The following is a 24,626-nucleotide window of genomic DNA, read 5'->3' on the forward strand; positions in this document are numbered from 1 at the left end:
CGGACGCCCGGGTGGTCAGGACCCGTCGGTGACCTGGATGGACGCGGTGCCGTCCGGCAGGATCGTCACGGTGCCGCCGATGAAGAACGGCACCGCCTCGTCGAGATGACGGACGCTGCCGTCGTAGATCGACCTGATCTCGACGTCGATGTGGGCGGCCGCGGCCGCGCGCTGGATGCGCCAGTCCGCCCCCTCCGGCACGAGGGCGACCTCGGGCTGCTGCACCATCGACCAGGTCGGCGGGCTGACGATCCGGTTCTGCACGACCAGGCCGAAGGGACACCCGGTGGGCTGCAGCACGTCCTGCGTGGCGCACGCGGTGAGGAAGGTCTCGACCTGATCCTGCACAGCCTGCCGGAACTTCTCCGTCGCCGACGCCTCCACGTCGACGGGGATGCTCGCCTGCGGGGTGTCGGAGAGGACGGCGACCCCGGGCGTCGCGGCGATCGGCGTGTCGATCGAGATCGAGTACAGGCCCGGCGAGAACACCAGCAGCGACACCGGGACCAGCGGGTCGGCGTTCACTCCGGCGGGGGAGACCTGCCGGGTGTCCACCTCGAACCCGTTCACCGAGAACTGGCGCGCGCCGCGCACGGTGAGGTCGATCGCCGCGAGGGGGCTCGACGCGAAGCGCCACGTCGGGGCGACGCCGACCCATCCGGCGCGTTCCACCTGGAAGCGCGTCCTCGCCTCGTGCGGTCCGGCGGAGTAGCGCACCGTCACGGTGGTGATGCCGTCGGGGCCCTCGACCGCGTCCTCGACCGTCGCGTCGGTGAGCTGGCCCAGGGCGTCCCGCCGCAGCAGCGCTTCGCTGGCGTCGACCGGCAGCCCCGAGGCGCGCAGCTGCGAGGAGTCCACCGAGACGCCGGGCAGGGCGAGCGCCTCGGCGGCCTGACGGTGGCTGAGGAGGTCGAGGTAGCGCGACACGAAGGCGGACGGGCTGTACAGGTCGCGATAGAGCACGATCCCGGTCGCCGTGAGGGCTCCGGCGAGCAGCACGCCCACGATCGTCAGGGCGGCGAGATCGACACCGAGCGAGCGGCGACGGCGGCGTGGGGGACGTCGGGGGCGCGGTGCGGCATCCCCCGCCGCGCCCTCATCCACCGTCTGCACGGACCCAGTCTAGGAAACCGAGCCTGATGGCTAGCATGGTGTCGGTGAGCATCCCCTCTCTGTCGCGTGAGCAGGAGGAGCTCTTCCGCCTCATCGAGGACACCCGCGAGCACGTGTTCGTCACGGGTCGGGCCGGTACGGGCAAGTCGACGCTCTTGCAGCACCTCGCGTGGAACACCGACAAGCAGATCGCCGTCTGCGCGCCGACCGGGGTGGCCGCGCTCAACGTCGAGGGGCAGACGATCCACTCCCTGTTCCGGCTGCCGATCGGGCTCATCGCCGACAGCGAGCTCGAGCAGCCCGAGCCGGCGCGCAAGATCCTCAACGCGATCGACACGCTCGTGATCGACGAGATCTCGATGGTGAACGCCGACGTGATGGATGCCATCGACCGCTCGCTCCGGCAGGCGCGGCGGCGCCGGTCGGAGCCGTTCGGCGGCGTGCAGATCGTCATGTTCGGCGACCCGTACCAGCTCTCTCCGGTGCCGCCGCGCGGCGACGAACGGCGGTACGTCGACGACCACTACCGTTCGTTCTGGTTCTTCGACGCCCAGGTGTGGGCGGGCCCGCGGCCGGACGGCGGCGCCATCCGCTCCGACGGACTGCTCGATCTCGGCCGGGTCGGGGCGCCCCTGAACATCCGGGAGCTGCGCGAGATCCATCGTCAGGCAGACGACGGGTTCAAGGCCATGCTCAACGCCGTGCGCTACGGCGTGGTCACGGCCGACATCGCCGCGACGCTCAACGCCGCGGGCGCCCGCCCCGTGCCCGAGCCGGTCGACGGCGAGCCCCCGATCATCACCCTCGCCACGCGCAACGACATCGTCAACCGGATCAATCAGCGGCACCTCGACGCGCTCGCCGGTCCGGTCCAGACGGCGCGGGCGGACATCTCCGGGGACTTCGGGCGGGGCGATGCCGGGTACCCCGCCGACACCGAGCTGCAGCTGAAGGTGGGGGCGCAGGTGATGTTCCTACGCAACGACATCGGGTACGGCGGCGACGGGCCGCGCTGGGTCAACGGATCGATCGGCACCGTCACCCGGATCGCCGGCGGGACGGTCCGGGTCGAGCTCGACGGCGAGGAGCACGACGTCGAGCCCGCCGTGTGGGAGAGGTTCCGCTACGCGTACGACCCCGCGACGCGCAAGCTCACGCGCGACATCGTCGCGGAGTTCACGCAGTTCCCGCTGCGGCTCGCGTGGGCGGTGACGATCCACAAGTCGCAGGGCAAGACCTACGACCGCGCCGTGATCGACCTCGGCTCGGGCGCCTTCGCGCCGGGGCAGACGTACGTGGCCCTGTCGCGGCTGACCTCGCTCGACGGACTGTATCTGACCCGGCCGCTGCGGCCGAGCGACATCCTGGTCGACGCCGACGTGCGCAGGTTCATGGCCGCGGTGCGGGCATCCGGCTTCTGACCGCGGATGCGGCCGGTCAGGCCGCGCGGGCGGCCTTGGCGATGGCGAGATCGACGAACAGGTCCGTGTTGAGCTGGTACGCGTACAGGACCTCGTCGATGACGCGCTCCGCTTCCGCGGCATCCCAGGGGGCGGCGTCGAGCTGGTCGCGGTACACGTCCTTGAACGCGGCGGGGTCGGCGATCTCGTCGAAGACGTAGAAGCCGATCCCGTTCGTGCCCAGGTCGAACTGCTGCGCCATGAGCCTGCCGATGAACTGGCCGCCCGACAGGTCGCCGAGGTAGCGCGTGTAGTGGTGCGCGACGAAGCCGCCGGGCCAGCCGTCCGCGACCTCGCGGATGCGGGACACATAGCGCTGCGTCGTCGGAAGCGGTTCGATCCGCTCCCGCCAGTCGTCGCCGATGAGGTACGACAGGTCCGCTTCGAGGGCGGGCAGGCGGGTGAGCTTCGGGGTGATGAAGCGCGCGGCGACCGGGTCGTCCTCCATCTTCGCGGCGGCCGTTTCGAGCGCGTCGTAGATGAACCAGTGCTGCGCCACGAGGGCGACGTAGTCCTCGCGCGTGCCGCGCCCGCGCATCAGATCGGCCATGAACCCGGCGTGCTCGCTGCCGGAATGGGCGGCGCGGGAGCGCTCGCGCAGAGCGGTCGAGAAGGAGGTGACGTCGGTCATGACCCTCAGCATAGCTGAAACTAAGGCTCACCTAAACTGAAGGTTCGGTGAGAACCGCCTCCACGAAGATCCCCGCGTCCGTGAAGCCCACGACCTCGACGCCGTTCTCCTGCAGCGCGGCCTGCGCCGCGGGAGACGTGACGAGCTCCAGATCGCGCGCGCGGATGACGGAGTACGTGCTGAGGGCGAGGAGCTCGGCGTCCACGTACCCGGGGTGGACGATCAGCAGGCTCAGCTCGTGACGCAGGATCTCGGGCAGCAGTCGGTCGATCGCCCCTACGGCGTCCGCCTCCGCCTGCGCCTCGAGGGGGAACGGCTTCGCGTACCAGTCGTTGGGCAGGAGCGGCAGGCCACCGGTGCGGTAGAGGTCGTCGACGAACGGCACGCCGAGCTCCGCCGCGAGCGTGCGGACGACCTCGTCGGTCACGGGCGAGACGAGCGAGTGGTGGTGCAGGTAGGCGGGCGGGCGATCCATGAGATCGACGAACCGTGCCACCTGTGCCCGGCCCTCGGCGAGCGCCTCGCCCGCATCGAACGGCTCGGTGGCGAACTCGGTGAACACGGCGTCGCCGCCCACGACGCCGTACCGGGTGCGGATCTCGCCGGAGCTGCGGAACGCGCCCGTGCCGGTCACGAGACCCGGCACGGCGGAGGGCGGCAGCAGGGGGCGTCCGGTCACGAAGTTGACGTCGAGACCGACGTCGACGGCCCGCCGCTCGCGCAGCCGGGCGGCGGCGAACGGGGCGTCCGGCCGGTTCGTGAACATGCCGGTGGCGCGGACGATGCCGTCGTCGATCGCGTCGAGGATGCCCAGGGTGGTGGCGTGGGTGATGGCGATGTCGTCGGCCTGGACGATGAGGCGGGTCATGGGTCTCCTCCGGATCAGTCGGCGGCGCGCTGCTGCTCGTCGCGGAGGGTGATCAGATGCAGGAGCAGATAGATCCGCTCCTCGTCCGTCACCCCCGCGGCGAACGAGGCGTCGAGGTAGGCGCCGATCCGCGTGGCGCACGCGTAGACGGCGGGATTGTCGGCGATGAGCGCCTGGTAGTAGTCGTCGGCGGCGCCGTGGTGGGCCCGGTGCCGGGTGAGGCGCTGCACGACGAACTTGATGTGGGTGAGGAAGCGCGCGCTCGCCGTCGTCGACCCGTCGACGTCGATGCCGAGGTCGTCCCGGACGATCTCGATGATCGCGCGGATCGTGGTGCTGAGGGTCATCGCGCGGGACGGATCGCCGATCAGCCCCGCGTTGACGAGGTGCAGCGTGACGAACCCGGCCTCGTCGAGCGGAAGCTTGCGGCCGAGCTCCTCGTGGACGATGTCGAGGGCGTGCAGGGCGATCGCGAACTCGGTGGGGTAGGTCATCTTCGTCTCCCACAGCATCGAGTTGTAGAGGGGGATCCCGTCGTCGATGCGCCGGATCGACTGGGCGAGGTGATCGGCGAGTCCGACCTCGACGGCCGGGGGCAGCTCGACGCCGTAGGTCTGGGCGAGCATCTCCGAGACGCGCGTCGTCGCTCTCAGCACCGGGAAGGGCACGTCGAGCAGGACCCGGAAAGCGCCGCTGCGCAGCGCGCCGGTGAGATGGAACTCCCGTTCGACGCGGGTCTCGTCGACGGCCTCGCCCTTGCCGGCGAGGTAGCCGACGCCGGCTCCGACGAGGATGACGTCCTCGCCCTCCGCGTCGACGGCGCTGACGATGTTGTTGTTGAAGATCTTGGTGATGGTGCGCATCGGAACTCCCGTGAGGTCGCCGGCTGCCGCCGGCGGACCGGCCCGAACGGGGCGGCCGGTTCGGGCCGGCCGCCCCGCTCGAGCCGGCGGCTCATGCCGCGGGGCGGACGGTGAACAGGGGGTCGCCTTCGGCGGCCGGGCCGGGTGCCCCGAGGTCGACCCGCTGGTCGCTCCCGAGGTTCGTCACGATGACGGGGGTCAGGAGGGAGTGCCCGGCGGCGGTGATCGCCGCGGCGTCGAACTCGAGGAGCAGCTGCCCGGCCTCCACCCGCTCCCCCTGCGCGGCATGCGCGGTGAAGTGCCGGCCCTGCAGCGTGACGGTGTCGATCCCCACGTGGATGAGCAGCTCGGTGCCGTCGTCGGCGCGCAGCCCGATGGCGTGGCCGCTGGCCGGCGCGGCGACGACGGTCCCCGCGACCGGCGCCACGACGCGTCCGGAGTCGGGCGCGATCGCGACGCCGGGGCCGATCAGGCCGCCGGAGAAGATCGGGTCGGCGACGTCGGCGAGCGGGACGACGGTGCCCGCGATCGGCGCGCCGACCGTGAGGGTGCCCGCCCGCACTCCGGTGCCCACAAGCCCGCGGAAGCCCGCGCCGGCGGCGGGAGCCGCGGCATCCGCCGCCTCGTCGGTCGCGACCGCCGTCGCGCCGCGCTTCTGGTACCCCCACACCTGGAGCAGGACGACCGGCACCGCGAGCCCGACGATCAGCGCGATGACGGCGCCGATGACGGGCTCGAGAAGCGGGAGGGCGAGGATCGGCGCCGGGCTGAACCCGATGGCGTGCACGCCGAAGACGCCGAGGACGAGGCCGGACGCCGCGGCGCCGATCATCTCGATGACGAGCACCCGCCGGTAGGGGAGGACGAGGCCGTAGAGCGTCGGCTCGGTGATCCCGCCGATCCCGACGGAGATCGTCGCGGCGGCCGCCGTGTCGCGCAGCTTCCGGTTGCGCTGACGCGCGGTGAGGATGAGCATGCCGAGCGCCACCCCGAACATCGAGTACTGGTAGCCGAAGGCCGCGCCGAGGATGACGCTGCTGCCGGAGGCGAGCTCGACGAGGGCGATCGAGATCAGCGCCCAGTGGATGCCCATCGCGACGAGGAAGATCCACAGGGCGGGCACGAGCACGTAGAAGACGAAGGGGGCGTTCGTGCTCAGCCAGGCGAGCGCTTCGCCGATCCCGTTGCCGACGACCACGCCGATCGGTCCGAAGACGAGGGCGGTCAGCGGCACGAGCAGCAGCAGCTCGAGGGTCGGGACGAAGACCTGCTGCAGGGCGCGCGGCAGGACCCTCTTCAGCAGGCGGTCGAGGCCGGCCAGGGCGAGCGCCATCAGCAGGGCCGGGAACATCGAGCTGGCGTAGGAGTAGAGGAAGAGCGGCAGACCGAACGCCTGGACCTGCGAGCCCTGCTCGCCGATGGCGGTGAACGCGGGGTGCAGGAGCGCCGCGGCGACCGCCGCGCCGACGAACGGGTTGGCGCCGAGCTTGCGCGACGCGGTGAAGGCGACGAACAGCGGCAGGAAGTAGAACACCGCGTTGCCCGCGGCCGTGAGGACCGCGGCGGTGGGGCTGTCGGCGGGCAGGACCCCGAACTGCGTGAGCAGGAGCACGAGCACCTGCACGAGGGCGGCACCGGTGATGGCGGGGATCAGCGGCTGGAACGTCGCGCCGAGGAAGTCGAACACGGCGTCGAGGGGGCGGCGCGTGCCGCCGGTCGCGGCCTGCGACTCGTCGAGCGCGGCCCAGCCGGGCAGACGCACGAGGCTGTCGCGGACGCGGTCGACGTGGGTGCCGATGACGACCTGCACCTGGCCCCCGGCCTTCACGGCCTGCAGGACGCCGGGGGTGTCGGCGAGGGCGTCGAAGTCGACCCTGCTCTCATCGCGCACGACGAAGCGCAGGCGGGTGGTGCAGTTGTGCACCGAGGCGACGTTCTCGGGGCCGCCGACGAGGTCGCCGACGGTTCGGGCGAGAGACGCATCCGTGTCCGTGTGTGCCACGGGATTCTCCTTCATTGGATGACCGGAAGTCTCGCCTGCCCGGCCCGGGATTCGGGCCCCGGAAACGCAAAAAGACCTCGCACCGCGATCACGCGGTGGAGGTCTCGCCTGCCGAGCAGTAACAATCCTCACGGGGCTGGGAAGCCCCGCGGCGCAATTATCCCGAGGAGGCGGCGCGGTGTCAACACCGCGCCGGTCCGGGGCCGTCCTCAGTCGTGCGGGCGGGCGTCGACGCCCAGGCGCGCACACGCGGCGTCGTAGAGCGCCACGATCTCGCGGCGGACCTCGGGGCGCTCGGTGATCTCACCGCCCGGCCACGGCACGCGGATGACGTCCTCGGCGCCGTCGGCGGTCACGACGTGCCACTGCCCTGCGGAGCCGTCGAAGGTCGTCATCGTCGCCGAGATCACGTCCGGGATGGGCGAGAAGGCGCGCGCGATGAGCAGATTGTCGTCGGAGTGGTCGCGGTTCATGTGGCCCAGGACGCCGGTGAGCGTGGCGTCGTCGAAGGTGTGCGGCATGAGTCCCACCCTATTGATTGCGACCTTCGTCTAGCGGTGGGGCCGGGCGGCCAAGGGGCTCGGAGATCGTCCTCTACGCTGTAGGGGGAGGACCGGGGGATGGGAATGACGCGACCGCATCGCATGCGCCGGTTCGCTGCGGCAGTGTTCGCGATCGCGGTCGCCGCCTCTGTCGTGGCGTGCTCGCCGGAACGGTCCGGCGATCTCGACCTCCCCGCGCAGGTCGACGGATCGTTCCCCGCCGAGGCCCAGCAACAGCTGCAGGCCGCGGTCGACCGTGCCGTCGCCGCGTCCGGTGCCTCCGGCGCGCTGGTCGGCGTCTGGGCGCCGTGGGCGGGCAGCTGGGTGGCGGGCACCGGAGCCGTGGCGCCCGACGGCGCGGCGACGTCGACGGACGCCGCGTTCACCGTCGGGAGCGTCACGCGGGCGATGACCTGCGACGTCCTGCACGGACTCGCCGCGCAGGGGACCGTCGGGCTCGACGACCCGGTCGGCCAGTACGTGTCGGGCATCCCCGGGCACGAGAGCCTGACCCTCGAGCAGCTGTGCGACTCGACCGCGGGGCTCGCGCCCTTCGGTCCGTCGCTCGCCCCCCGCTTCGCCGCGACGCCGGAACGCTCATGGAAGCCGCGTGAGCTTCTCGCCTACGGCACCGGCGTCACCACGACCGGCACTCCCGGGACGGTGTTCGCCGACTCGGACACCGGCTACGTCCTGCTCGGACTCGCCCTGGAACGCGCCTCCCACCGGCCCGCGGCGGATCTGCTCCAGGAGTTCGTGTTCACCCCCATGGGGATGCCCGCCAGCTCGCTGCCCACGGCGCCGCCCACCGACATCGCGGGGCTCTGGACGCCCGACGGCGAGGACGGCAAGCCCGCGTGCGCCGCTCCGGTCGAGGTCGGGCCGCTCTCCCCGAGCGCCGGCTTCACCGCGGCGGGCGTCGTCTCCGACCTCCGGGATCTCGGCCGGTACACCCAGGCGCTCGCGATGGGCGCCCGTGCCTACGACGCTCCGGCGCGCTTCGGGGACCCGCTGCCGGCGACGCCGGACGCGCCCAGCTGGTTCACCGCGACGGGCGGGGCCTACCAGGCGGGCACCCTGATCGGACAGTACGGCGCGACCCTCGGCCATCTCACGGCCGCCTTCGCCGATCGCAACACGGGGATGACCGTCGTCGTGACGCTCAACAACTCGCGCGCGTCCGACGTCCTCGTGCGGAGCCTCGCCTGGCAGCTCGCGGCGATCGCCTCGAAGATCCCTGCCGCGGCGGGCCAGACCGCGCCCGCGGCGGGTCTGCCCTGGACGGTCGACGACATGGCCGGTCAGATCGCCGGCACCGCCGTCTGCCCTCTCCCGTGACCTCGGCGGCCTCGCCGCCGGAACGTGCGGGCGGTGCGGGATCGGCGGTCGTGCTGGTGGTGGCGGGCCTGACGTGTCAGGAGGTGGGGGCCTCGATCGCCGTTCTGCTGTTCCCGCAGACGGGCCCCCTCGGCATGGTCATGCTCCGGCTCGTGTTCTCGGCGGTGATCCTGCTCGCGGTCGCCCGCCCGCGACTGCGGGGACACGGGCGGGGCGACGGGGCCGCGGTCATCCGGTTCGGGCTCGTGCTGGCGCTGATGAACGGCGCGTTCTACCTCGCACTCGAGCGACTCCCCCTCGGCGTCACGGTCACGATCGAGGTGTTGGGGCCGCTGACGCTCTCCATCGTCGCGAGCCGCCGCGCCTCGGCGTGGGCCTGGGCTGCGCTCGCGCTCGCGGGCGTCGTCGCGCTCGGGGGCGGGGGCTGGGACCGGCTCGATCCGCTCGGGGTGGTGTTCGCCCTGCTCGCGGCGACCGCGTGGGCGTTCTACATCCTCTCCTCGGCTCGCGTGGGAGCGGCGTTCCCGAAGCTCGAGGGGCTCGCGCTCGCCATGACGGTGGGCGCGATCGCCGCCCTGCCGTTCGGCGTGCTGGATGCCGGCGCCGTGCTCCTGCGCCCCGAGATCCTCGGCCTCGGGGCGGCCGTCGCACTGCTGTCCTCGACCCTCCCCTATGCGCTCGAGCTCATCGCGCTGCGCCGCCTCGCCGCCTCCGCCTTCGCCATCCTGATGAGTCTCGCTCCCGCGACGGCCGCACTCGCCGGCTTCGTCCTGCTCGGTCAGGAGCTCTCCTGGCTCGAGGTCGCCGGGATCGCACTGGTCATCGCGGCCTCCGTCGGCGCCGTGCGCGCGGCGAGCCGGGCGAGGCGGCCGGCCGAGCCCGTCGCCTGAGCCCCGGCATCCTCAGCGGCAGGAGTCGAACAGCTGCGCGTCGTCGATCGCGGTCACGAGCTCCTGCGCGCGCGGCCAGTACGGCGCGTAGTGGTGCGGGTCGCGATTGATCTGCACGCGGTGTGCGACGATCGTCGGCTCCAGGCGGGAGCGTTCCGGCTCCGGCACCTCCTCGACGAGGGCGCCGTAGAACAGCGACGCCGCGGTGCGCGGATCGAGCCGCTGTTCGCGGGTGCCCCAGCCGTCCTGCTGCTGGAACAGGCCGATCGAGGTCGTGGGCGTGCCGTCGGGGTTGCGGACCCCGCTCGTCTCCCAGTCGCCGTAGTCCAGATTGCGCAGGCCCGACTCGCCCATCGCGGTCATGACCGCCAGCGTCTCGTCCCGGGTCGACAGCCCGGCATCCCTGCCCGCGGCCATGATCGTCCGGGCGTTGTCGAGCTGCTCCGCGTCGTAGTCCGCGAACACCGCGCACCGCACGGCGGCGTTCGCGGCCTGGACGAGGGCGAACCCGCCGATGCCGACCGCCACGACGAGCACCGCGGCTATCGCCAGGGCGGCGGCGCGGCGCCGTCGGAGGACCGCCGCGCGCCCACGCGGACGCCCGCGCCTGCGTCGCGTCCGTCGTCTGCCCACCCGTGGCATCCTGCCACCCCGACCTGACGATCGACCGAGGAGGCGCGTCCCGCTCAGGACCGGGTGACGGCCACGATCCGTCCGCCGTCCATCGACACCCGGCGGTCCGCGTCGCCGATCACCGCGGCGTCGTGCGAGACGCAGACCACTGCGGCGCCCCCGTCCGCCTCGTCACGCATCACGGTGCGGATGCGCGCGCTGCTCGCGCGGTCGAGCCCCGTCGTCGGCTCGTCGAGCAGCAGCAGCCGCGGGCGCCCGGCGAGGGCCTGCGCGAGCAGCGCCCGTTGGCGCTGCCCGCCGGAGAGCTCGCCGAACGGACGGTCCGTGAGAGCGCCGAGGTCCATCCGGTCGATGGCCTCGGCGATGACGCGCCGTCGATCGGCGCGCCGACGGACGCGCGGTCCCCGTCGCCCCCAGGTCCCCGCGCGGACGATGTCCCGGACCGTGACCGGCAGGCCGTCGGGCACCTGAGCGCGCTGCGGGACGAAGGCGACCGCCTCCGGCGCGGCGACGTGACCTCCGACGGAGGGGTCCCGGGCTCCTGCGATGACCTCCAGCAGGGTCGACTTGCCGGCTCCGTTGGGTCCGGTGATCACCGTCAGCTCCCCGACCTCGACGTCGAGATCGACGTCGAGGATCGCGGGGACACCTCGGAAGGAGACGCCGACGCCGCGCAGACGCGCCGCGACGGCGTCCATCGGGCGCACCGCGGGGAGGGAGGTCATGGGTCCAGTATACGAGTTTGAGAATCGTTCTCAATAAAGCTACTGTCGAGCACCGTGACCTTCTCCGACTCCCCGTTCGTGCCGCTGGCGACCGAGTTCTTCGCCCGCGCGCTGATCGGGGGTGCGCTGGTCGCGGTGCTCTGCGGCGTCGTGGGCACGTGGGTCGTCATCCGCGGCATGGCGTTCCTCGGCGAGGCGCTCGGGCACGGGATGCTGCCGGGGGTCGCGTTCGCGACCGTCGCGGGGTTCCCGGTCCTGCTCGGCGGCTCGCTCAGCGCCGTCGTGATGAGCGTCGGTGTCGGCCTGCTGCAGCGACGTGGACGCCTCTCGTACGACACGAGCATCGGGATGCTCTTCGTCTCGATGCTCGCGCTCGGCGTCATCATCGTGTCGCACTCGGGGAGCTTCGCGACGGACGTCTCCGCGATCCTCTTCGGAGAGATCCTCGCGATCGGCCCCGGCGACCTGGTCGTCCTGGCGGGGGCGACCGCCGTCGGGCTCGCGGTCGCCGCGTGCGCGCACCGGTCCCTCGTGGTCCTCGCGATCGACACGCGCGTCGCCGCGACCCTCGGCCTGCGACCACGGCTCGCGCAGGGCGTCCTGGTCGGCCTCGTCACCCTCGCCGTGGTCGCGTCGTACCAGGCCGTCGGCTCGCTCCTGGTCGTCGGCCTCCTGCTGGCGCCCGCCGTCGCGGCGGCGCAGTGGACGACACGCATCCCGACGCGCATGGTGCTCGCGAGCGCCCTCGGCGTCCTCGCCGTCGTCATCGGTCTCTACGTCTCTTGGTACGCCGCGACGGCGGCCGGCGCGACCGTCGCGGCGTCGGCCATGGCGCTCGCCGGGCTGTCCTGGCTCGCCCGCTCCGCTCGACGCGTCGGCCCCCGGATCGCGGTCCCTCGGTCGGCCGTCCCCCCGGCCTGATCGGCCATCGCATCCCATCGACCACCTGCCCCGGCACCCCTTGTCACGCCCCTGCCCGCCCCGTGCGCTGCACACATCGAAAGGCCCCCGTGTCCTCCCGTCTCCCCACCCTCCTCGCCCTCGCGCTCTCGAGCGCGCTGCTCGCCGGCTGCGGCACGGGCGGTGACGCCGATCCGATCGAGGAGACCTCGGCGGGCGACGCGCACGGCGCCCGCGCGGACGCCGTGGAACTCCCCGAGCCTCCGCTCGCCCTCGCGATGATCGAGCCCTCGGGAGGGGTGACACAGCTCGACCTGCTCGACGAGTCGGTCGAGGACCTCGGGGAGATCGGCCGGCCCTCGTCGATGCACAGCGACGGCCGATACCTGTTCGTGGGCACCGACACCGGGCTCGACGTCGTCGACAGCGGCCGGTGGACGTGGGACCACGTCGACCACTTCCACTACTACCGCGCCGAGCCGCGCAGCCTGGGTTCGGTGGCCGGCGAGGGCCCCGTCGCCGTCGCGACGACCACGCAGTCCACCTCGGGGTCGACGGGTGTGTTCTTCGCGGGCTCCGGGGAGGCCGTCCTGCTGGACACGGAGGCCCTCTCCCGCGGCGAGCTGATCGAGCGCTTCCGCACCTCGGGGGCGCCGCACCCCGGCATGGTCGTGCCCGTCGGGCCCTTCGCGCTCGTGACGGAGGCGCAGGACGGCGAGCCCGACCGCGTCGCGGCCTACACGCAGACGGGCTCGCCCACCGGCGTCGTGGAGCAGTGCCGGTCCGCGTCCGGCACCATCACCACGCGGGTCGGAGCGGTCGTCGGGTGCGCGGACGGCGCTCTGCTGGCGAGCGTGACGGAGGGGTCCCTGACCATTGAGCGCATCCCGTACCCCGACGGGAGCACGGCGCCGGCGGCGACGCGCTTCGCGAACCGGGAGGGGCGCCCCGTCGTCGCGGCGCTCGCCGGGTCGGAGGCCGTCTGGCTGCTCGACACCCGTGCCCGCTCGTGGACGCTGCTCCCCGCGCCCGCCCCGCTCGCGGCGGTCACGGCGGTCGACGACGAGGCCGACCACGTCCTCGCGCTCGCGACCGACGGACGGCTCTTCGTCCTCGACGGCGCCGGCGGGGGTGCGGTCCTGGCCGTCACCGAACCCCTCACATCCGGGGCGGCGGGCGGCCCGCCCTCCGCGCTCCTCGCGGACGACCGGCGCGCGTACCTCGCGGCGCCGGACCGCTCGCGGGTGTACGAGATCGACGTCGCCGACGGCGCGCGGATCGCCCGTACGTTCGACACGGCCGCGCCCCCGTCCTTCGTCGCCGAGACGGGGCGCTGAGATGGACCGGATCCGTCGCCGCACCGGACTCTCCGCCGCACTCGCCGCGGTGGTCGCCCTCGTCGCCGGGGCCGGCCTCGCCGGGTGCGCGGGCACCGCCTCGCCCGACCGCCCGCTCGTCGTGGTGTCGACCAACATCCTCGGCGACGTCGTCGGTGAGATCGTCGGCGACCAGGCCGAGGTGCTCGTTCTCATGAAGCCGAACGCCGATCCGCACTCGTTCGAGATCTCCGCACGCGAGGCCGCGCGGCTGCGCTCGGCGGACCTCCTCGTCTCCAACGGGCTGGGGCTGGAGGAAGGGCTGCAGAAGCACCTCGACGCCGCGACGCGGGAGGGCGCGCGCACCTTCGTCGCCGGTGAGGCGATCGACGTCCTCGCGTACACGGACGGGGATGCCGCGGGTGCACCGGATCCGCACTTCTGGACCGACCCGGCGCGGATGCGCACGGTCGTCGATGCGCTGGAACCCGTGCTCGCCGCCACCCCCGGCATCGACGCCGCCCGCGTGCGGGCGGGCTCCGACGCCTACCGCGACCGGCTGCGGGAGCTCGATGCGGAGATGGTCGCCGCGTTCGAAGCCGTCCCGCCCGCGCAGCGCGCGCTCGTGACGAATCACCACGTCTTCGGATACCTCGCCGATCGGTACGGCTTCTCCGTCGTCGGGGCCGCGATCCCGGGCGGGACGACGCTGGCCGCCCCCTCGGCATCCGACCTCGCCGACCTCGTCGCCGCGATGGAGAGGACGGGCGTCCGCACGATCTTCGCCGAGTCCTCCGCGCCCGACCGGCTGGTCCGGGCGCTCGCCGAGGAGGCAGATCTCCAGGTCGACGTCGTCGACCTGTACACCGAGTCGCTCACCGACGCCGACGGCGAGGCGCCCGACTACCTGACCATGATGCGCGTCAACACCGAGCGCATCGCCCGCGGTCTCTCGCCCTGAGCGACCGCCCCCGAAAGAAGAAGAGAAAGAGGACGTCCCATGCACAGATCCCCGTCCGGCCGGACCGCCGTCGCGGCCCTCGCCGTCGGAGTCGTCGTCGCGATGGCGGGATGCGCGGCACCCGGCGGCACCGCATCACCCGAACCGACCGTGAACGCGACGGCCGCGGGCCCCGCGGCGAGCGCGAGGATCGCCGTCTCCTACGCGGGCGGCATCCGCGTTCTCGACGCCGACACGCTCGGAACCGTCGCCGATGTCGCCACGGAGGAGTTCACCCGCCTCAACCCCGCCGGTGACGACCGGCACGTCATGGTCACGACGAGTCGCGGCTTCCAGGTCCTCGACACGGGGGCGGGCGGCGCGGGCGAGCCGGTGCTCACCGATGTCGTCTTCCCCGCGGAGAAGGCGGGCCACGTCGTCCGGCACGGCGGGAAGACCATCCTCTACGCCGACGGCACGAGCGACACGACCGTGTTCGAGACCGCGGCGCTCGCCGCATCGCCCGGCGTGCTGCCGGAGGTGACGGTGATCCCCGGTGTCGAGGCCCACCACGGCGTGTCCGTCGTGCTCGAGGACGGCACCTTCCTCACGACCGTCGGCGGGGCGGCCGGTCGCACCGGCATCGCCGTGTCGGACGCCTCCGGGGCGCCGGTGGTCCAGAGCGACGCGTGCCCGGGCATCCACGGCGAGGGGACGGCGAAGGACGAGGCCGTCGTCTTCGGCTGCGAGGACGGAGCCCTCGTCTACCGCGACGGAGCCGTCGTCAAGCTCGACGCCCCCGACCAGCCCTACGGGCGCATGGGGAACGCCTACGTGAGCGAGACGAGCCCCCTGGTCGTCGGCGACTACAAGAGCGACCGCGATGCGGAGGGATACCTGCTGTCGGCCGTCGCCCTCATCGACACCGACGCCTCGACGCTGCGCGTGGCGGAGCTGCCCGAGGGTGTCCGCTACACGTTCCGCGACGTGGCGCGCGGGCCCGGCGACCTCGCCTACATCCTCGCCACCGACGGCTCCATCCATGTCCTCGATCCCGCCACGGGAGCGATCACCCGGAGCATCCCCGTGATCGCGCCGTGGCAGGGACCGGTGCAGTGGCAGGACCCCCACCCCGCGATCGTCGTGTCGGGAAGCACCGCCTACGTCACGGAGCCCGCCGCGCAGAGCATCCACGCCGTCGACCTCGGCATCGGCGCGATCGTCGCGACCGGCGAACTCGGGATCGCACCGACCGAGATCGCGGTGGCGGCCGGCTGATCTCGTCTCCGAACGCCCTTCCGTCCCCGGACGGGAGGGCGTTCTCGGCGGGTCGCGACGGAAATCTCGTGCATCCGGGAGTCGGCTCTGCCATAGTCATCCCGACAGCACACTCGGTTACCCCCCGAACCGGAGGACATGTGAACACCGTCGACGACAAGGCCACCCCGCGCGCCCGCACGCAGCCCCCACGGCGGAAGGAGCACCGCAGGACGCATACGGCGGCCTTCGTGATCGGTGGCTTCCTCGTATGGGTGTACCTGGCGGTGGTCGTCCTGCATCTGCTGCGCAACGAGATCATCGTCCCCGCCTGGATCTTCATCGGTGCGGCACTCGTGCCCGCGACGCTGATGTGGGTGATGACGCACCGGCTGCGGACGACGGACACCGTGACGGCGAGTCAGCTCGTGTTCGCGTCCGTCGTCGGTGGCACCCTGGCCCTCGCTCTCGGCTCCACGCTCGACCAGCTCGTCGGGATGATCCCGCAGGACCACCCCAACGGCGGCAACGGCGTGGTCTCCCTCGCGCTCGCCGGGTTCGTCGAGGAGTTCGCCAAGGGCCTGCTCATCGTGGTCGTCGGGTGGAAGTTCGCCAAGTCGACGCGCAATGGCCTGTTCGTCGGCGGTTCGGTCGGACTGGGCTTCGCCGTGCTGGAGACGATGGGCTACATCACCGAGTTCTACCAGGGGGTGCATCCGCTCGCCACGTCCGCGTTCATCGCGTTCGAGCGGGGGATCACCGCGCCGTTCGGGCACGTGCTGTGGAGTTCGCTGCTGGGCGCCGCGCTGTTCGCAGGCGCCGCGCGCACGGGCCGGTTCCGCCTCACCTGGGCGGTGCTCGGCACGTACGTCGGAGTCGCCCTGCTCCACGGCGCGTGGGACAGCACCTCGCCGATCGTGTCGGCGTTGACGGGCAACGCGATCCTCGCCGGCTTCGCCGAGATGGGCGGCGCCGTCGTCACGATCCTCGTCGGCGGTCTGGTCTGGCGGCACGTCGCCCGCCGCTCGCCCGCCCCGCCGCTGCCCGCTGCCGCGCCCGGGAGTCCGACGGGCGCGTCGGCACCCGCCGTCACGCTCTGACGCGACGCCCGCCCTCGGGCGACCGTGACCGCGGCGACGTCCGCCCGGTCGGTCACCGTCGAGCGCTCTCCGCGAGGCGGGCGAGGCCATCTCGATCCAGCCCGGGGTGACCGTGCAGGATCGCCACCTCGTCGGTCGGCAGGTCTCCGAGTCCCCACACGGCCCCTGCGAGCGCGCCGGCGATCGCGGCGACGGTGTCCGAATCCCCCGAGCGCACCGCGAGGTCGACGCATCCGCGTGTCGTCGACGCGTGGGAGAAGGCGCTCCGGGCGGCGCGGAGCGCGTCGACGCTGTAGCCGGAGTTGGCGACGTCCCAGGGCATGAGGTCGGCGTCGGCGTCGCGCTCCAGGCGATCGCGCCACACCCCGCGCCGCTCGGGAGGAAGCGGCGCGAGGCGGCTCTCGAGTCCACCGTCGCGCTCGCCGCGCAGCGCCCGGGCGATGGACACCGTCCAGATCACGCAGGACTCCTCGGAGTCCTCGCCCGGATGCGTCAGGGCGGAGACGGTGCGGGCGACGGCCGCGATCTCCTCGTCGGGGCGATCCTGCAGGGCGATGGCGACGGCGTGCGTGCGCATGAGCGAGCCGTTGCCGCTCGACCCGGTGCTCTCGAATGCGCGCCGGGCCGCCGCCCGGGCGAGCACCGCCACCGCGGCGTCGTCGTCGGACGGACGCACCCGGTCGCGCACGTCGCGGATGACGCGCGCCGTCTGATTGCCGATGTCCTTCGTGACGAGCGCCCACTCCATCCAGCGCCGGAAGATGTACCCCTGCGCCTGGTCCGATGCCAGGTCGAGGCCGCGCGCCGCCGCCTCGAGGATCGGGATCGCCATGGCGGTGTCGTCGGTCCACTCGCCGCGTTCCCACGTCTCGTTCGCGTGCATCTCGATGGCCCGCGGCGGCATCACGATGGGGATGAACTCATACGGGGCGCCGAGGGCGTCCCCGTAGGCCGATGCGAGGGCGACATCCTGTCCGGTGGTCATGGTGTCCATCATGGTCGCCGGGTCGTCTGTTGTCTGGACGGAGGGGCGGCGCCTCGGCATCCCGTTCCGAAAGCAGGCTGCACCGGCAGCAGCCTCGTCGGCCGGAGACCCGACAGTGGATCCAGCCTGCTTTCGCGACGTAGAGACCTGCGGCGTGGCCGTGTCGGGGGAGGGAACAGGTGGAGGTGGAGGGGCTGACGGGAATCGAACCCGCGCTGTCTGCTTGGGAAGCAGAAGTTCTGCCATTGAACTACAGCCCCGCACCCCGCCGGACGCGGAATTACGCGGTCGGCTGAGGTGTGATCAGCCTACCCGCTGCGCGCGGGAAGGCCAAAGTCGCCGGTTGCTCATCGGTACGCCGCCGTGCGGGCCCGCGCGCCGCTCCGCCGACCGCGGCAGGATGGGAACACCCCGCCCGCAAGACGGGCAGACGACGAAGGAGGCACCCGTGTACGGAGAGAAGCCGAGCAGGAAGCAGGAAGAGGAGCTGGTCGAGCTCGCCGAGCAGCAGGCCGACGACGCCGAAGACGTGACGGAGATCGACGACGCGTCGGTCGACCCCGACGAGAGCCTCGAACGGGAGGAGGAGCCCACGCGGGGCTCCGGCCTCGACTGAGCGCCGACGGCCTCGGCGACGCCGGTCGGGCGGAGGCGAGCGCGACGGACGCGGCCCCCGCCCGACGCGACATTCACAATAATCGTGTCGATCGTTTGAAAAGTATTGACTTTCGATTCCTCGCGCCGCACCATGGGACCGTCAGCACGACGGCGTGAGGATGCTCGACCCGCACGGGATCTCTCGCCGCCGACCCGCACACCACGAGAGGCCCGTCAATGAAGAAGAGTCTTGCCACGCTCGGCGTCCTCGCCGCCGCAGCCATCGTCCTGACCGGATGCACCGACTCCGCCGCCCCGCCGGCGGCCAGCCCGACCGGGGGCGGCGACTCCACCGGAGAGCTCACCACCGTCCGCGTCGCCGCGCTCCCGATCGCCGAATCCGGCGCGCTGTGGGCCGCCATCGACGAGGGCATCTTCGCCGAGCACGGCTTGAAGGTCGACGTCGTGCCCGCGCAGGGTGGCGCGAACGCGATCCCGGCGCTGCTCAGCGGTGACATCCAGTTCGCGATCGGCCAGCCCTTCGGGCCGATCCGGGCCGATCTGCAGGATCTCGGAGTCGCCATCATCGGCAACTACGCCAACAGCCTCGCCACCGGCGACGACGTCAACGCTGTCGTCGTCCCCGCCGGCTCGGCCATCACCCGCCCGGCGGACCTGGCCGGCAAGAAGGTCTCGGTCAACACGATCGGAGCCGCGGGAGACCTCACGATCCGCAAGGCCGTGCAGGACGACGGCGGCGACCCCTCGACGATCGAGTTCGTCGAGGTCGCCTTCCCCGACGTCCCCGCCCAGCTCGAAGCCGGGACGATGGACGCCGCGTGGGCGCCCGACCCGTTCCGCGGCATCGTGGTCAACAACGGCGGCGCCTCGATCGTGCAGCCCTACCAGGCGACGATCCCGGGTCTGACCGTGCTCACCAACATCACGACGCAGAAGCTCATCGACGAGCAGCCCGAGCTGGTCGCGTCGTACGCGGCGGCGATGACCGAGGCCCTCGAGTGGGCGTCGGGCAACGAGGAGGCGGTGCGCGAGGCGATCGCGACGAACCTCAAGATTCCGGCGGAGGCCGCGGCCGGCATCACCCTGCCGACGTTCACCTGGGACCTGTCCAAGGCCGGGATCACCGACCTCGGAGCCCTCGCCGTGCAGTTCGGCTACATCGCCGCCGAGCCCGACTACACCCGCCTCATCCAGCAGCAGTGACCCCGCGGCGGGGAGCGGCCGGCCCGTCCGGTCACCGCTCCCCGCCTGCGACGGCGTGATCACCGCCCCGTCGAACCCATCCTCCGTCGCGCGCGCCCGCGCGTCGCTCCTCCACGCCCGCCACCGCCTTCCCGAACGGACCCGCGTATGGCCATCGCCGACCCCCCGACCGCCGCCGCACCGGCGCGCCCGCGCACCGCGCGGCAGCTGCGCTCGCTGCGCAAGACCGCCCTGGGTGTCGCCGGCATCGTCGGTTTCCTCCTGACGTGGCAGCTGCTCCCGACGATCGGGATCGTGGACGCCCGCTACTTCCCGACCGCCACCGCCACCCTCGCCCAGCTCGCGCAGGAGATGCGCGACATGGAGTTCTGGCGCAACGTGGGCCGCACCCTGACCGCCTGGGGGATCGGACTTCTGATCGCGACGGTGCTCGCGACGGTCCTCGGCACCGTGATCGGCCTCGTGCCCTTCCTGCGGCGCGCGACCCACACCGCCGTCGAGTTCCTGCGCCCGATCCCGTCGGTCGCCCTCATCCCGCTCGCCGTGCTGATGTACGGCTACCAGATCCAGGCGGCGCTCATCATCATCGTCTTCGCGAGCTTCTGGCAGGTGTTCATCCAGGTGCTCTACGGCGTCGCCGACGTGGATGCCGTCGCGCGCGACACGGCGCGCAGCTTCGGACTCTCCCGCGGATCGCGCATCGTCAACCTGGTCTTCCCGACGGCGCTGCCCTACCTCATGACGGGTCTGCGCCTCGCCGCGGCCGTCGCGCTGATCCTCGCCGTCACCGCCGAGATGTTCATCGGCAACCCCGGGATCGGGCGGACCATCATGCTGGCGCAGAATGCGGGGCAGTGGACCACGGTCTACGCGCTCGTCGTCGTGACGGGCCTGCTCGGACTCATCGTCAACCTCGTCTTCCGCGCCATCGAGCGACGCTCGCTGCGCTGGCATCAGTCCGTCCGGGGGGAGGAGGTCCTGTGACCCTCTACACGAGCACCGTGATCACCCCGCGACGGCGGTCGCGGGTGTGGGCGAAGCTGGCGCAGAGCACCGCGTTCGCCCTCGGCCTGCCGATCCTGCTCCTCGTCGTCTGGGGGCTGTCGGCCACCGTCGCTCCGGCGAAGTTCTTCCCCGGTCCGGCCGCCATCCTCCAGGCGTTCGTCTCGACCTGGGTCGGACCCGCGTTCCTCACCGACGTGCTGCCGAGTCTCGGACGACTCGCCCTCGGCATCCTGTTCTCGATCCTCGTCGGCGTGGTCGCCGGCACGGTGGTCGGGCTCACCCGCTGGCTGCGCGAGCTGCTGGAACCCGTCCTCGAGTTCTTCCGCGCGGTGCCGCCGCCGGTGCTCATCCCCATCGTCGCGGTGCTCATCGGCGCGAACGACGGGATGAAGGTCGCCGTGATCGTCGCCGGAGCCGTCTGGCCGGTGCTCCTCAACACGATCGAGGGCGTGCGCGCGACGGATGCCGTCATGACCGAGACCAGCCGCTCGTTCGCCCTCACGCGGGTCGAGCGCCTGCGCTACCTGACGCTTCCGGCGGCGAGCCCCCGCATCATGGCGGGCGTGCGCCAGTCGCTCTCGATCGCGCTGATCCTCATGGTGATCTCGGAGATGTTCTACTCGTCGTCGGGTCTGGGGTTCAAGATCGTCTACTTCCAGCGCAACTACCTCATCGCCGAGATGTGGAGCGGCATCGTCCTGCTCGGCCTCATCGGCATCCTGCTCGCGACCGTCTTCACGGTCGTGGAGCGTCGCGTTCTTCGTTGGTACCACGGAATCAAGGAGGTGGAGCGTGCCTGAGACGCTTCTCACTGTCGAGCACCTGCGCAAGGTCTACGAGTCGTCGACCGGCAACGTCGAGGCGATCGGCGACATCGGCTTCCGCATGGACGCGGGAGAGCTCGTGTGCATCGTCGGCCCCTCGGGGTGCGGCAAGACGACGCTCCTGAAGTGCATCGCGGGGCTGCTCAAGCCCACGTCGGGCACCGTCGAGCTGAGCGGACGCCGCGTGACCGGACCGCCGCCGAACATGGCCCTCGTGTTCCAGGAGTACGGCCGCAGCCTGTTCCCCTGGCTGACCGTCCGCGGCAACGTCGAGCTGCCGCTGAAGCACAAGAGCCTCAGCCGCGCCGAGCGCGACCGGCTCGTGGACGACGCGCTCACCGCGGTCGGTCTCGACCACGCCTCCGGCAGCTACCCGTGGCAGCTCTCCGGCGGGATGCAGCAGCGCGTCGCGATCGCGCGGGCCGTGGCCTACCAGCCCGAGGTGCTCATCATGGACGAGCCGTTCGCCGCGGTCGACGCCCAGACGCGCGCCGATCTCGAGGACCTCGTGCGTGCGCTCCACCGCGAGCGCGGCATGTCGATCCTCTTCGTGACGCACGACATCGACGAATCGGTGTACCTCGGCGAGCGCGTGATTGTGCTCTCGAAGTCGCCCACGTGGGTCCAGGAGGACCTCGCGATCGACCTCGCCCCGGAGCGCGACCAGATCACCACCCGTGCATTGCCGCGCTTCACCGAGCTCCGCACGCACGTGTACGAGCAGATCCAGCGTGCCAAGCGCGGCGAAGCGGTGCGACCCTCGGCGGCATGAGCGAACCGGGCGCGCCGGCGCCGGCGCGCAAGCCCCGCCAGCTGCTGCTGTCGTTCTTCGGCGAGTTCGTGTGCGACCGCGACGTGCGCGCCCCCGTGCGCACGAGCGCGCTCATCGGAACGCTCGAGAGCGCGGGCGTGGCACCCTCCGCGGTGCGCACGAACCTCGATCGGATGGTGCGCACGGGGCTGCTCGTGCGTCGCCGCCTCGGGCGCGAAGTGGGCTTCGAGCTGACTCCGCACGGCACGGCGGTGCTGCGCAAGGCATCCGCCCGTGTGCACGGATCGGCGCCGTTCGATCCGCAGGGCGAGGGCTGGACCCTCGTGTCGTTCACCGTTCCCGAACAGCTGCGCGACCAGCGACATCGACTGCGCGCGGCGCTGACGTGGTCGGGCTTCGGGGTGCTGCGCGACGGTCTCTGGATCGCGCCCGGCAAGGTCGACCTCGCCGATGTGACCGGTGCGATCCTGCCCGAGCTGCCGGCCGGGTCGGTCAACGCGTTCTCGGCGACGGAGCTCGACGGCTTCCCGATGAGCGAGGTCGTGCGGGTCGCCTGGGACATCGCGGGCATCCGGTCCGCCCACGAGCGGTTCCTCGACCGCTGGGCGCGCGACGACGCGATGGACGGGATGCCCCCGGTCACCGCACGGACCGTGCTCGTCGCCGACTGGCTCGCCCTCTTGCGCGTGGACCCGCGGCTCCCGCGCGCCTACATGGATCCGGACTGGCCCGCGGACGCCTCCCTGACCCTGTTCCGGCGGCTGCGTCGCCGGGAGGACATCGCGACCGCCGGAGAGCTCCTCGCCGGCGGAGTCCGGAACCGGTCAGCACGGAGCCGATGAGCCGGGAGCCGATGAGCCGGGAGCCGATCAGCCCTTCAGGCCGCGGAAGTCGCTCTCGCGGAACTCCGTCTCGATGCGCGACCCGGCGTGCTCGATCTCGCGCTCGCGCAGCTCGACACGGCGGATCTTGCCGGAGATGGTCTTGGGCAGCTCGAAGAACTCGACGCGGCGCACCCGCATGTAGGGCGGCATGTGCTCGCGGGCGTGCGCCAGGATCGACCGCGCCGTCTCGGCGTCCGCCGTCGCCGATGCGCTCAGATGCACGTACGCCTTCACGACGTTGAGGCGCACGTCGTCGGGCGCGCCGACGACCCCCGCCTCCGCGACGGCGGGATGCGTGAGGAGGATCGACTCGACCTCGAAGGGCGACACCTTGAAATCGCTCGCCTTGAACACGTCGTCGGTGCGCCCGACGAAGGTGAGGAACCCCGCGGCGTCGCGCGTGGCGACGTCGCTCGTGTGGAAGAGCCCGTCGTGCTCGACCTTCGCGGTCCGTTCCGGCTCTCCGACGTATCCCGGCGTGAGGTTGAGCGGACGGACGGGCATCGTCGGCAGGCAGATCTCGCCCTCATCCGACTCCCGGCCCGTGACGGGGTCGATCAGCACGATGTCGTTCCCCGGCAGCGGACGGCCCATCGAGCCGGGCTGCAGGGCCACCCCGGGGGTGTTGCCGATGACCGCGGTGAGCTCGGTCTGGCCGTAGCCGTCGCGGATCTGGATGCCCCACCAGCGCTCGATGGTCGCGATGACCTCGGGGTTGAGCGGCTCGCCCGCCGACAGCAGCTCGCGGAGGGCCCGCGGGCGCTCCTCGAGGGAGGCCTGGATGAGCATGCGCCACACCGTCGGCGGCGCGCAGAAGGTGTTCACCCCGGCGCGGTCGAGCTGACCGGCGAGGGCCACCGGGTCGAACCGCGTGTAGTTGTAGACGAAGACGGTCGCCTCGGCGATCCACGGCGCGAAGAAGAGGCTCCAGGCGTGCTTGCCCCAGCCCGGTGCGCTGATGGTCATGTGCACATCGCCCGGGCGCACGCCGATCCAGTACATCGTGGAGAGGTGGCCGACGGGGTAGGTGAGGTGCGTGTGCTCGACCATCTTGGGGCGGGAGGTCGTGCCCGACGTGAAGTAGATGATCGAGGTGTCGGTCGAGTCGACGACGATCCCCGGCGCGGCGTCGCTCGCCGTGTCCGCGTCGGCGAAGGTCCGCCACCCGTCGCGTGTGCCGCCGACGACGATCCGCACGAGACCCGGGTCGAGCTCGTCGAACTTGGCGGCATCCGTGTCATCGGCGATGACCGCGCGGATGTCCGCCCGCTCGATGCGCTCGGCCAGGTCGTCGGGCCCGAGCACCACGGAGGTCGGCAGCATCACGGCGCCGATCTTCAGGATGGCGAGCATGGCCTCCCACAGCTCCATGCGGTTGTCGAGCATCAGCATGACGCGGTCGCCGCGGCCGACGCCCTGGGCGGTGAGCCAGTTCGCCACCCGGTTCGATCGCCTCCGCAGCTCGTCGAAGGTGACGGAGGCCTCGCTGCCGTCCTCCTCCGCGATCCGCAGGGCGACGCGCTGGTTCCCCTCGGCGATGCCGTCGAACCAGTCCACGGCCCAGTTGAAGTGGTCGCCCACGTCGGGCCACGCGAAGCCCTCGCGGGCGGCGTCGAGGTCGTGGGAGTGGCGGAGCAGCAGGTCGCGCGCATCACGGAAGGCGATGCCGGCGGGGGAGAGGGTCATGGTGGTTCTCGATCTGCGCCGCGGGGCCGCCGCGCGTCGTCGCCCAGTCTAGGAGCGACGGGGGTGAGCCG

24 protein-coding genes and 1 tRNA gene are annotated in these 24,626 nt (G+C 72.1%); 14 read left to right on the forward strand and 11 right to left on the reverse strand.

Annotated elements, in window-relative coordinates; translation table 11 throughout:
* Positions 1-15: 15 nt before the first annotated feature.
* Positions 16-1,113, reverse strand: a complete 1,098-nt coding sequence (locus tag WFI00_RS05115) for a hypothetical protein (protein ID WP_336630396.1) — start codon at positions 1,111-1,113, stop codon at positions 16-18.
* A gap of 35 nt (positions 1,114-1,148) precedes the next feature.
* Between WFI00_RS05115 and WFI00_RS05120 the strand changes: the two genes are divergently transcribed.
* A complete protein-coding gene (locus WFI00_RS05120) occupies positions 1,149-2,534 on the forward strand; it encodes an ATP-dependent DNA helicase (RefSeq protein WP_442928300.1) in 1,386 nt (461 codons plus the stop codon).
* Positions 2,535-2,550: 16 nt separating this feature from the next.
* Here the strand turns inward: WFI00_RS05120 and WFI00_RS05125 are convergent, their stop codons facing one another.
* The 5 genes from WFI00_RS05125 to WFI00_RS05145 all read right to left on the reverse strand — a co-directional run bounded on the left by WFI00_RS05125 (position 2,551) and on the right by WFI00_RS05145 (position 7,458).
* On the reverse strand, positions 2,551-3,204 hold the full coding sequence (locus WFI00_RS05125; RefSeq protein WP_336630398.1) for a biliverdin-producing heme oxygenase: 654 nt from the start codon (positions 3,202-3,204) through the stop codon (positions 2,551-2,553).
* A gap of 31 nt (positions 3,205-3,235) precedes the next feature.
* The gene (locus tag WFI00_RS05130) at positions 3,236-4,072 is read right to left on the reverse strand and encodes a ChbG/HpnK family deacetylase (RefSeq protein WP_336630399.1); all 837 of its coding nucleotides are present in this window, start codon (positions 4,070-4,072) and stop codon (positions 3,236-3,238) included.
* A 14-nt stretch (positions 4,073-4,086) separates the two neighbouring features.
* Positions 4,087-4,935, reverse strand: coding sequence for a PRD domain-containing protein (locus WFI00_RS05135; RefSeq protein WP_336630400.1), 849 nt, complete (start codon positions 4,933-4,935; stop codon positions 4,087-4,089).
* Between the two features lie 91 nt (positions 4,936-5,026).
* Positions 5,027-6,937: a glucose PTS transporter subunit IIA gene (locus WFI00_RS05140; protein WP_336630401.1), complete on the reverse strand. Its 1,911-nt coding sequence runs from the start codon at positions 6,935-6,937 to the stop codon at positions 5,027-5,029.
* A 209-nt stretch (positions 6,938-7,146) separates the two neighbouring features.
* Positions 7,147-7,458, reverse strand: a complete 312-nt coding sequence (locus WFI00_RS05145; RefSeq protein ID WP_336630402.1) for a DUF2470 domain-containing protein — start codon at positions 7,456-7,458, stop codon at positions 7,147-7,149.
* Between the two features lie 105 nt (positions 7,459-7,563).
* Here WFI00_RS05145 and WFI00_RS05150 point away from each other — a divergent pair, with 105 nt between their 5' ends.
* Entirely contained in the window at positions 7,564-8,817 is a 1,254-nt protein-coding gene (locus WFI00_RS05150; RefSeq protein ID WP_336630403.1) for a serine hydrolase domain-containing protein, read from the forward strand.
* The gene (locus tag WFI00_RS05155; RefSeq protein ID WP_336630404.1) at positions 8,814-9,707 is read left to right on the forward strand and encodes an EamA family transporter; all 894 of its coding nucleotides are present in this window, start codon (positions 8,814-8,816) and stop codon (positions 9,705-9,707) included. Before WFI00_RS05150 ends, WFI00_RS05155 begins: the two co-directional genes overlap by 4 nt.
* Before the next feature lie 12 nt (positions 9,708-9,719).
* On the opposite strand, the gene WFI00_RS05160 is transcribed toward WFI00_RS05155, so the two are convergent.
* Positions 9,720-10,349 carry a peptidase M23 gene (locus WFI00_RS05160; RefSeq protein WP_442928295.1) on the reverse strand — a complete coding sequence of 210 codons (630 nt, stop codon included), beginning with the start codon at positions 10,347-10,349 and terminating at the stop codon, positions 9,720-9,722.
* A 44-nt stretch (positions 10,350-10,393) separates the two neighbouring features.
* Positions 10,394-11,065, reverse strand: coding sequence for a metal ABC transporter ATP-binding protein (locus WFI00_RS05165; RefSeq protein WP_336630406.1), 672 nt, complete (start codon positions 11,063-11,065; stop codon positions 10,394-10,396).
* Between the two features lie 54 nt (positions 11,066-11,119).
* On the opposite strand from WFI00_RS05165, the gene aztB reads away from it, so the two are divergent.
* From aztB to WFI00_RS05190, 5 genes are all read left to right on the forward strand, one after another.
* Entirely contained in the window at positions 11,120-11,986 is an 867-nt protein-coding gene (aztB, locus tag WFI00_RS05170) for a zinc ABC transporter permease AztB (protein WP_336630407.1), read from the forward strand.
* An 89-nt stretch (positions 11,987-12,075) separates the two neighbouring features.
* Positions 12,076-13,302, forward strand: coding sequence for an ABC transporter (locus WFI00_RS05175; RefSeq protein ID WP_336630408.1), 1,227 nt, complete (start codon positions 12,076-12,078; stop codon positions 13,300-13,302).
* A gap of 1 nt (position 13,303) precedes the next feature.
* Positions 13,304-14,242 carry a zinc ABC transporter substrate-binding protein AztC gene (aztC, locus tag WFI00_RS05180; RefSeq protein ID WP_336630409.1) on the forward strand — a complete coding sequence of 313 codons (939 nt, stop codon included), beginning with the start codon at positions 13,304-13,306 and terminating at the stop codon, positions 14,240-14,242.
* A gap of 39 nt (positions 14,243-14,281) precedes the next feature.
* Positions 14,282-15,499 carry a zinc metallochaperone AztD gene (gene aztD / locus WFI00_RS05185; RefSeq protein WP_336630410.1) on the forward strand — a complete coding sequence of 406 codons (1,218 nt, stop codon included), beginning with the start codon at positions 14,282-14,284 and terminating at the stop codon, positions 15,497-15,499.
* A 140-nt stretch (positions 15,500-15,639) separates the two neighbouring features.
* Positions 15,640-16,578, forward strand: a complete 939-nt coding sequence (locus WFI00_RS05190; RefSeq protein ID WP_336630411.1) for a PrsW family intramembrane metalloprotease — start codon at positions 15,640-15,642, stop codon at positions 16,576-16,578.
* Between the two features lie 52 nt (positions 16,579-16,630).
* Here WFI00_RS05190 and WFI00_RS05195 read toward each other — a convergent pair whose 3' ends face one another.
* A complete protein-coding gene (locus WFI00_RS05195) occupies positions 16,631-17,563 on the reverse strand; it encodes an ADP-ribosylglycohydrolase family protein (protein ID WP_336630412.1) in 933 nt (310 codons plus the stop codon).
* Positions 17,564-17,749: 186 nt separating this feature from the next.
* Positions 17,750-17,823: transfer RNA gene (locus WFI00_RS05200), tRNA-Gly, on the reverse strand.
* A gap of 188 nt (positions 17,824-18,011) precedes the next feature.
* On the opposite strand from WFI00_RS05200, the gene WFI00_RS05205 reads away from it, so the two are divergent.
* The 6 genes from WFI00_RS05205 (at position 18,012) to WFI00_RS05230 (ending at position 22,827) form a co-directional block, all read left to right on the forward strand.
* Positions 18,012-18,179, forward strand: a complete 168-nt coding sequence (locus WFI00_RS05205) for a hypothetical protein (protein WP_336630413.1) — start codon at positions 18,012-18,014, stop codon at positions 18,177-18,179.
* 218 nt (positions 18,180-18,397) lie between these two features.
* The gene (locus WFI00_RS05210; protein WP_336630414.1) at positions 18,398-19,384 is read left to right on the forward strand and encodes an ABC transporter substrate-binding protein; all 987 of its coding nucleotides are present in this window, start codon (positions 18,398-18,400) and stop codon (positions 19,382-19,384) included.
* Positions 19,385-19,531: 147 nt separating this feature from the next.
* Positions 19,532-20,368, forward strand: a complete 837-nt coding sequence (locus WFI00_RS05215; RefSeq protein WP_336630415.1) for an ABC transporter permease — start codon at positions 19,532-19,534, stop codon at positions 20,366-20,368.
* Positions 20,365-21,189 (forward strand): ABC transporter permease, encoded by an 825-nt coding sequence (locus WFI00_RS05220; RefSeq protein ID WP_336630416.1) that lies wholly within the window; start codon positions 20,365-20,367, stop codon positions 21,187-21,189. Before WFI00_RS05215 ends, WFI00_RS05220 begins: the two co-directional genes overlap by 4 nt.
* Positions 21,182-21,985: an ABC transporter ATP-binding protein gene (locus tag WFI00_RS05225; RefSeq protein WP_336630417.1), complete on the forward strand. Its 804-nt coding sequence runs from the start codon at positions 21,182-21,184 to the stop codon at positions 21,983-21,985. Before WFI00_RS05220 ends, WFI00_RS05225 begins: the two co-directional genes overlap by 8 nt.
* Positions 21,982-22,827: a PaaX family transcriptional regulator gene (locus tag WFI00_RS05230; protein ID WP_336630418.1), complete on the forward strand. Its 846-nt coding sequence runs from the start codon at positions 21,982-21,984 to the stop codon at positions 22,825-22,827. Before WFI00_RS05225 ends, WFI00_RS05230 begins: the two co-directional genes overlap by 4 nt.
* Before the next feature lie 27 nt (positions 22,828-22,854).
* On the opposite strand, the gene WFI00_RS05235 is transcribed toward WFI00_RS05230, so the two are convergent.
* A complete protein-coding gene (locus WFI00_RS05235) occupies positions 22,855-24,555 on the reverse strand; it encodes an AMP-binding protein (protein WP_336630419.1) in 1,701 nt (566 codons plus the stop codon).
* Positions 24,556-24,626: the final 71 nt, after the last annotated feature.

Origin of the sequence: Microbacterium sp. MMO-56, assembly GCF_037146215.1 — a bacterium.
Taxonomy (GTDB): Bacteria; Actinomycetota; Actinomycetes; order Actinomycetales; family Microbacteriaceae; genus Microbacterium.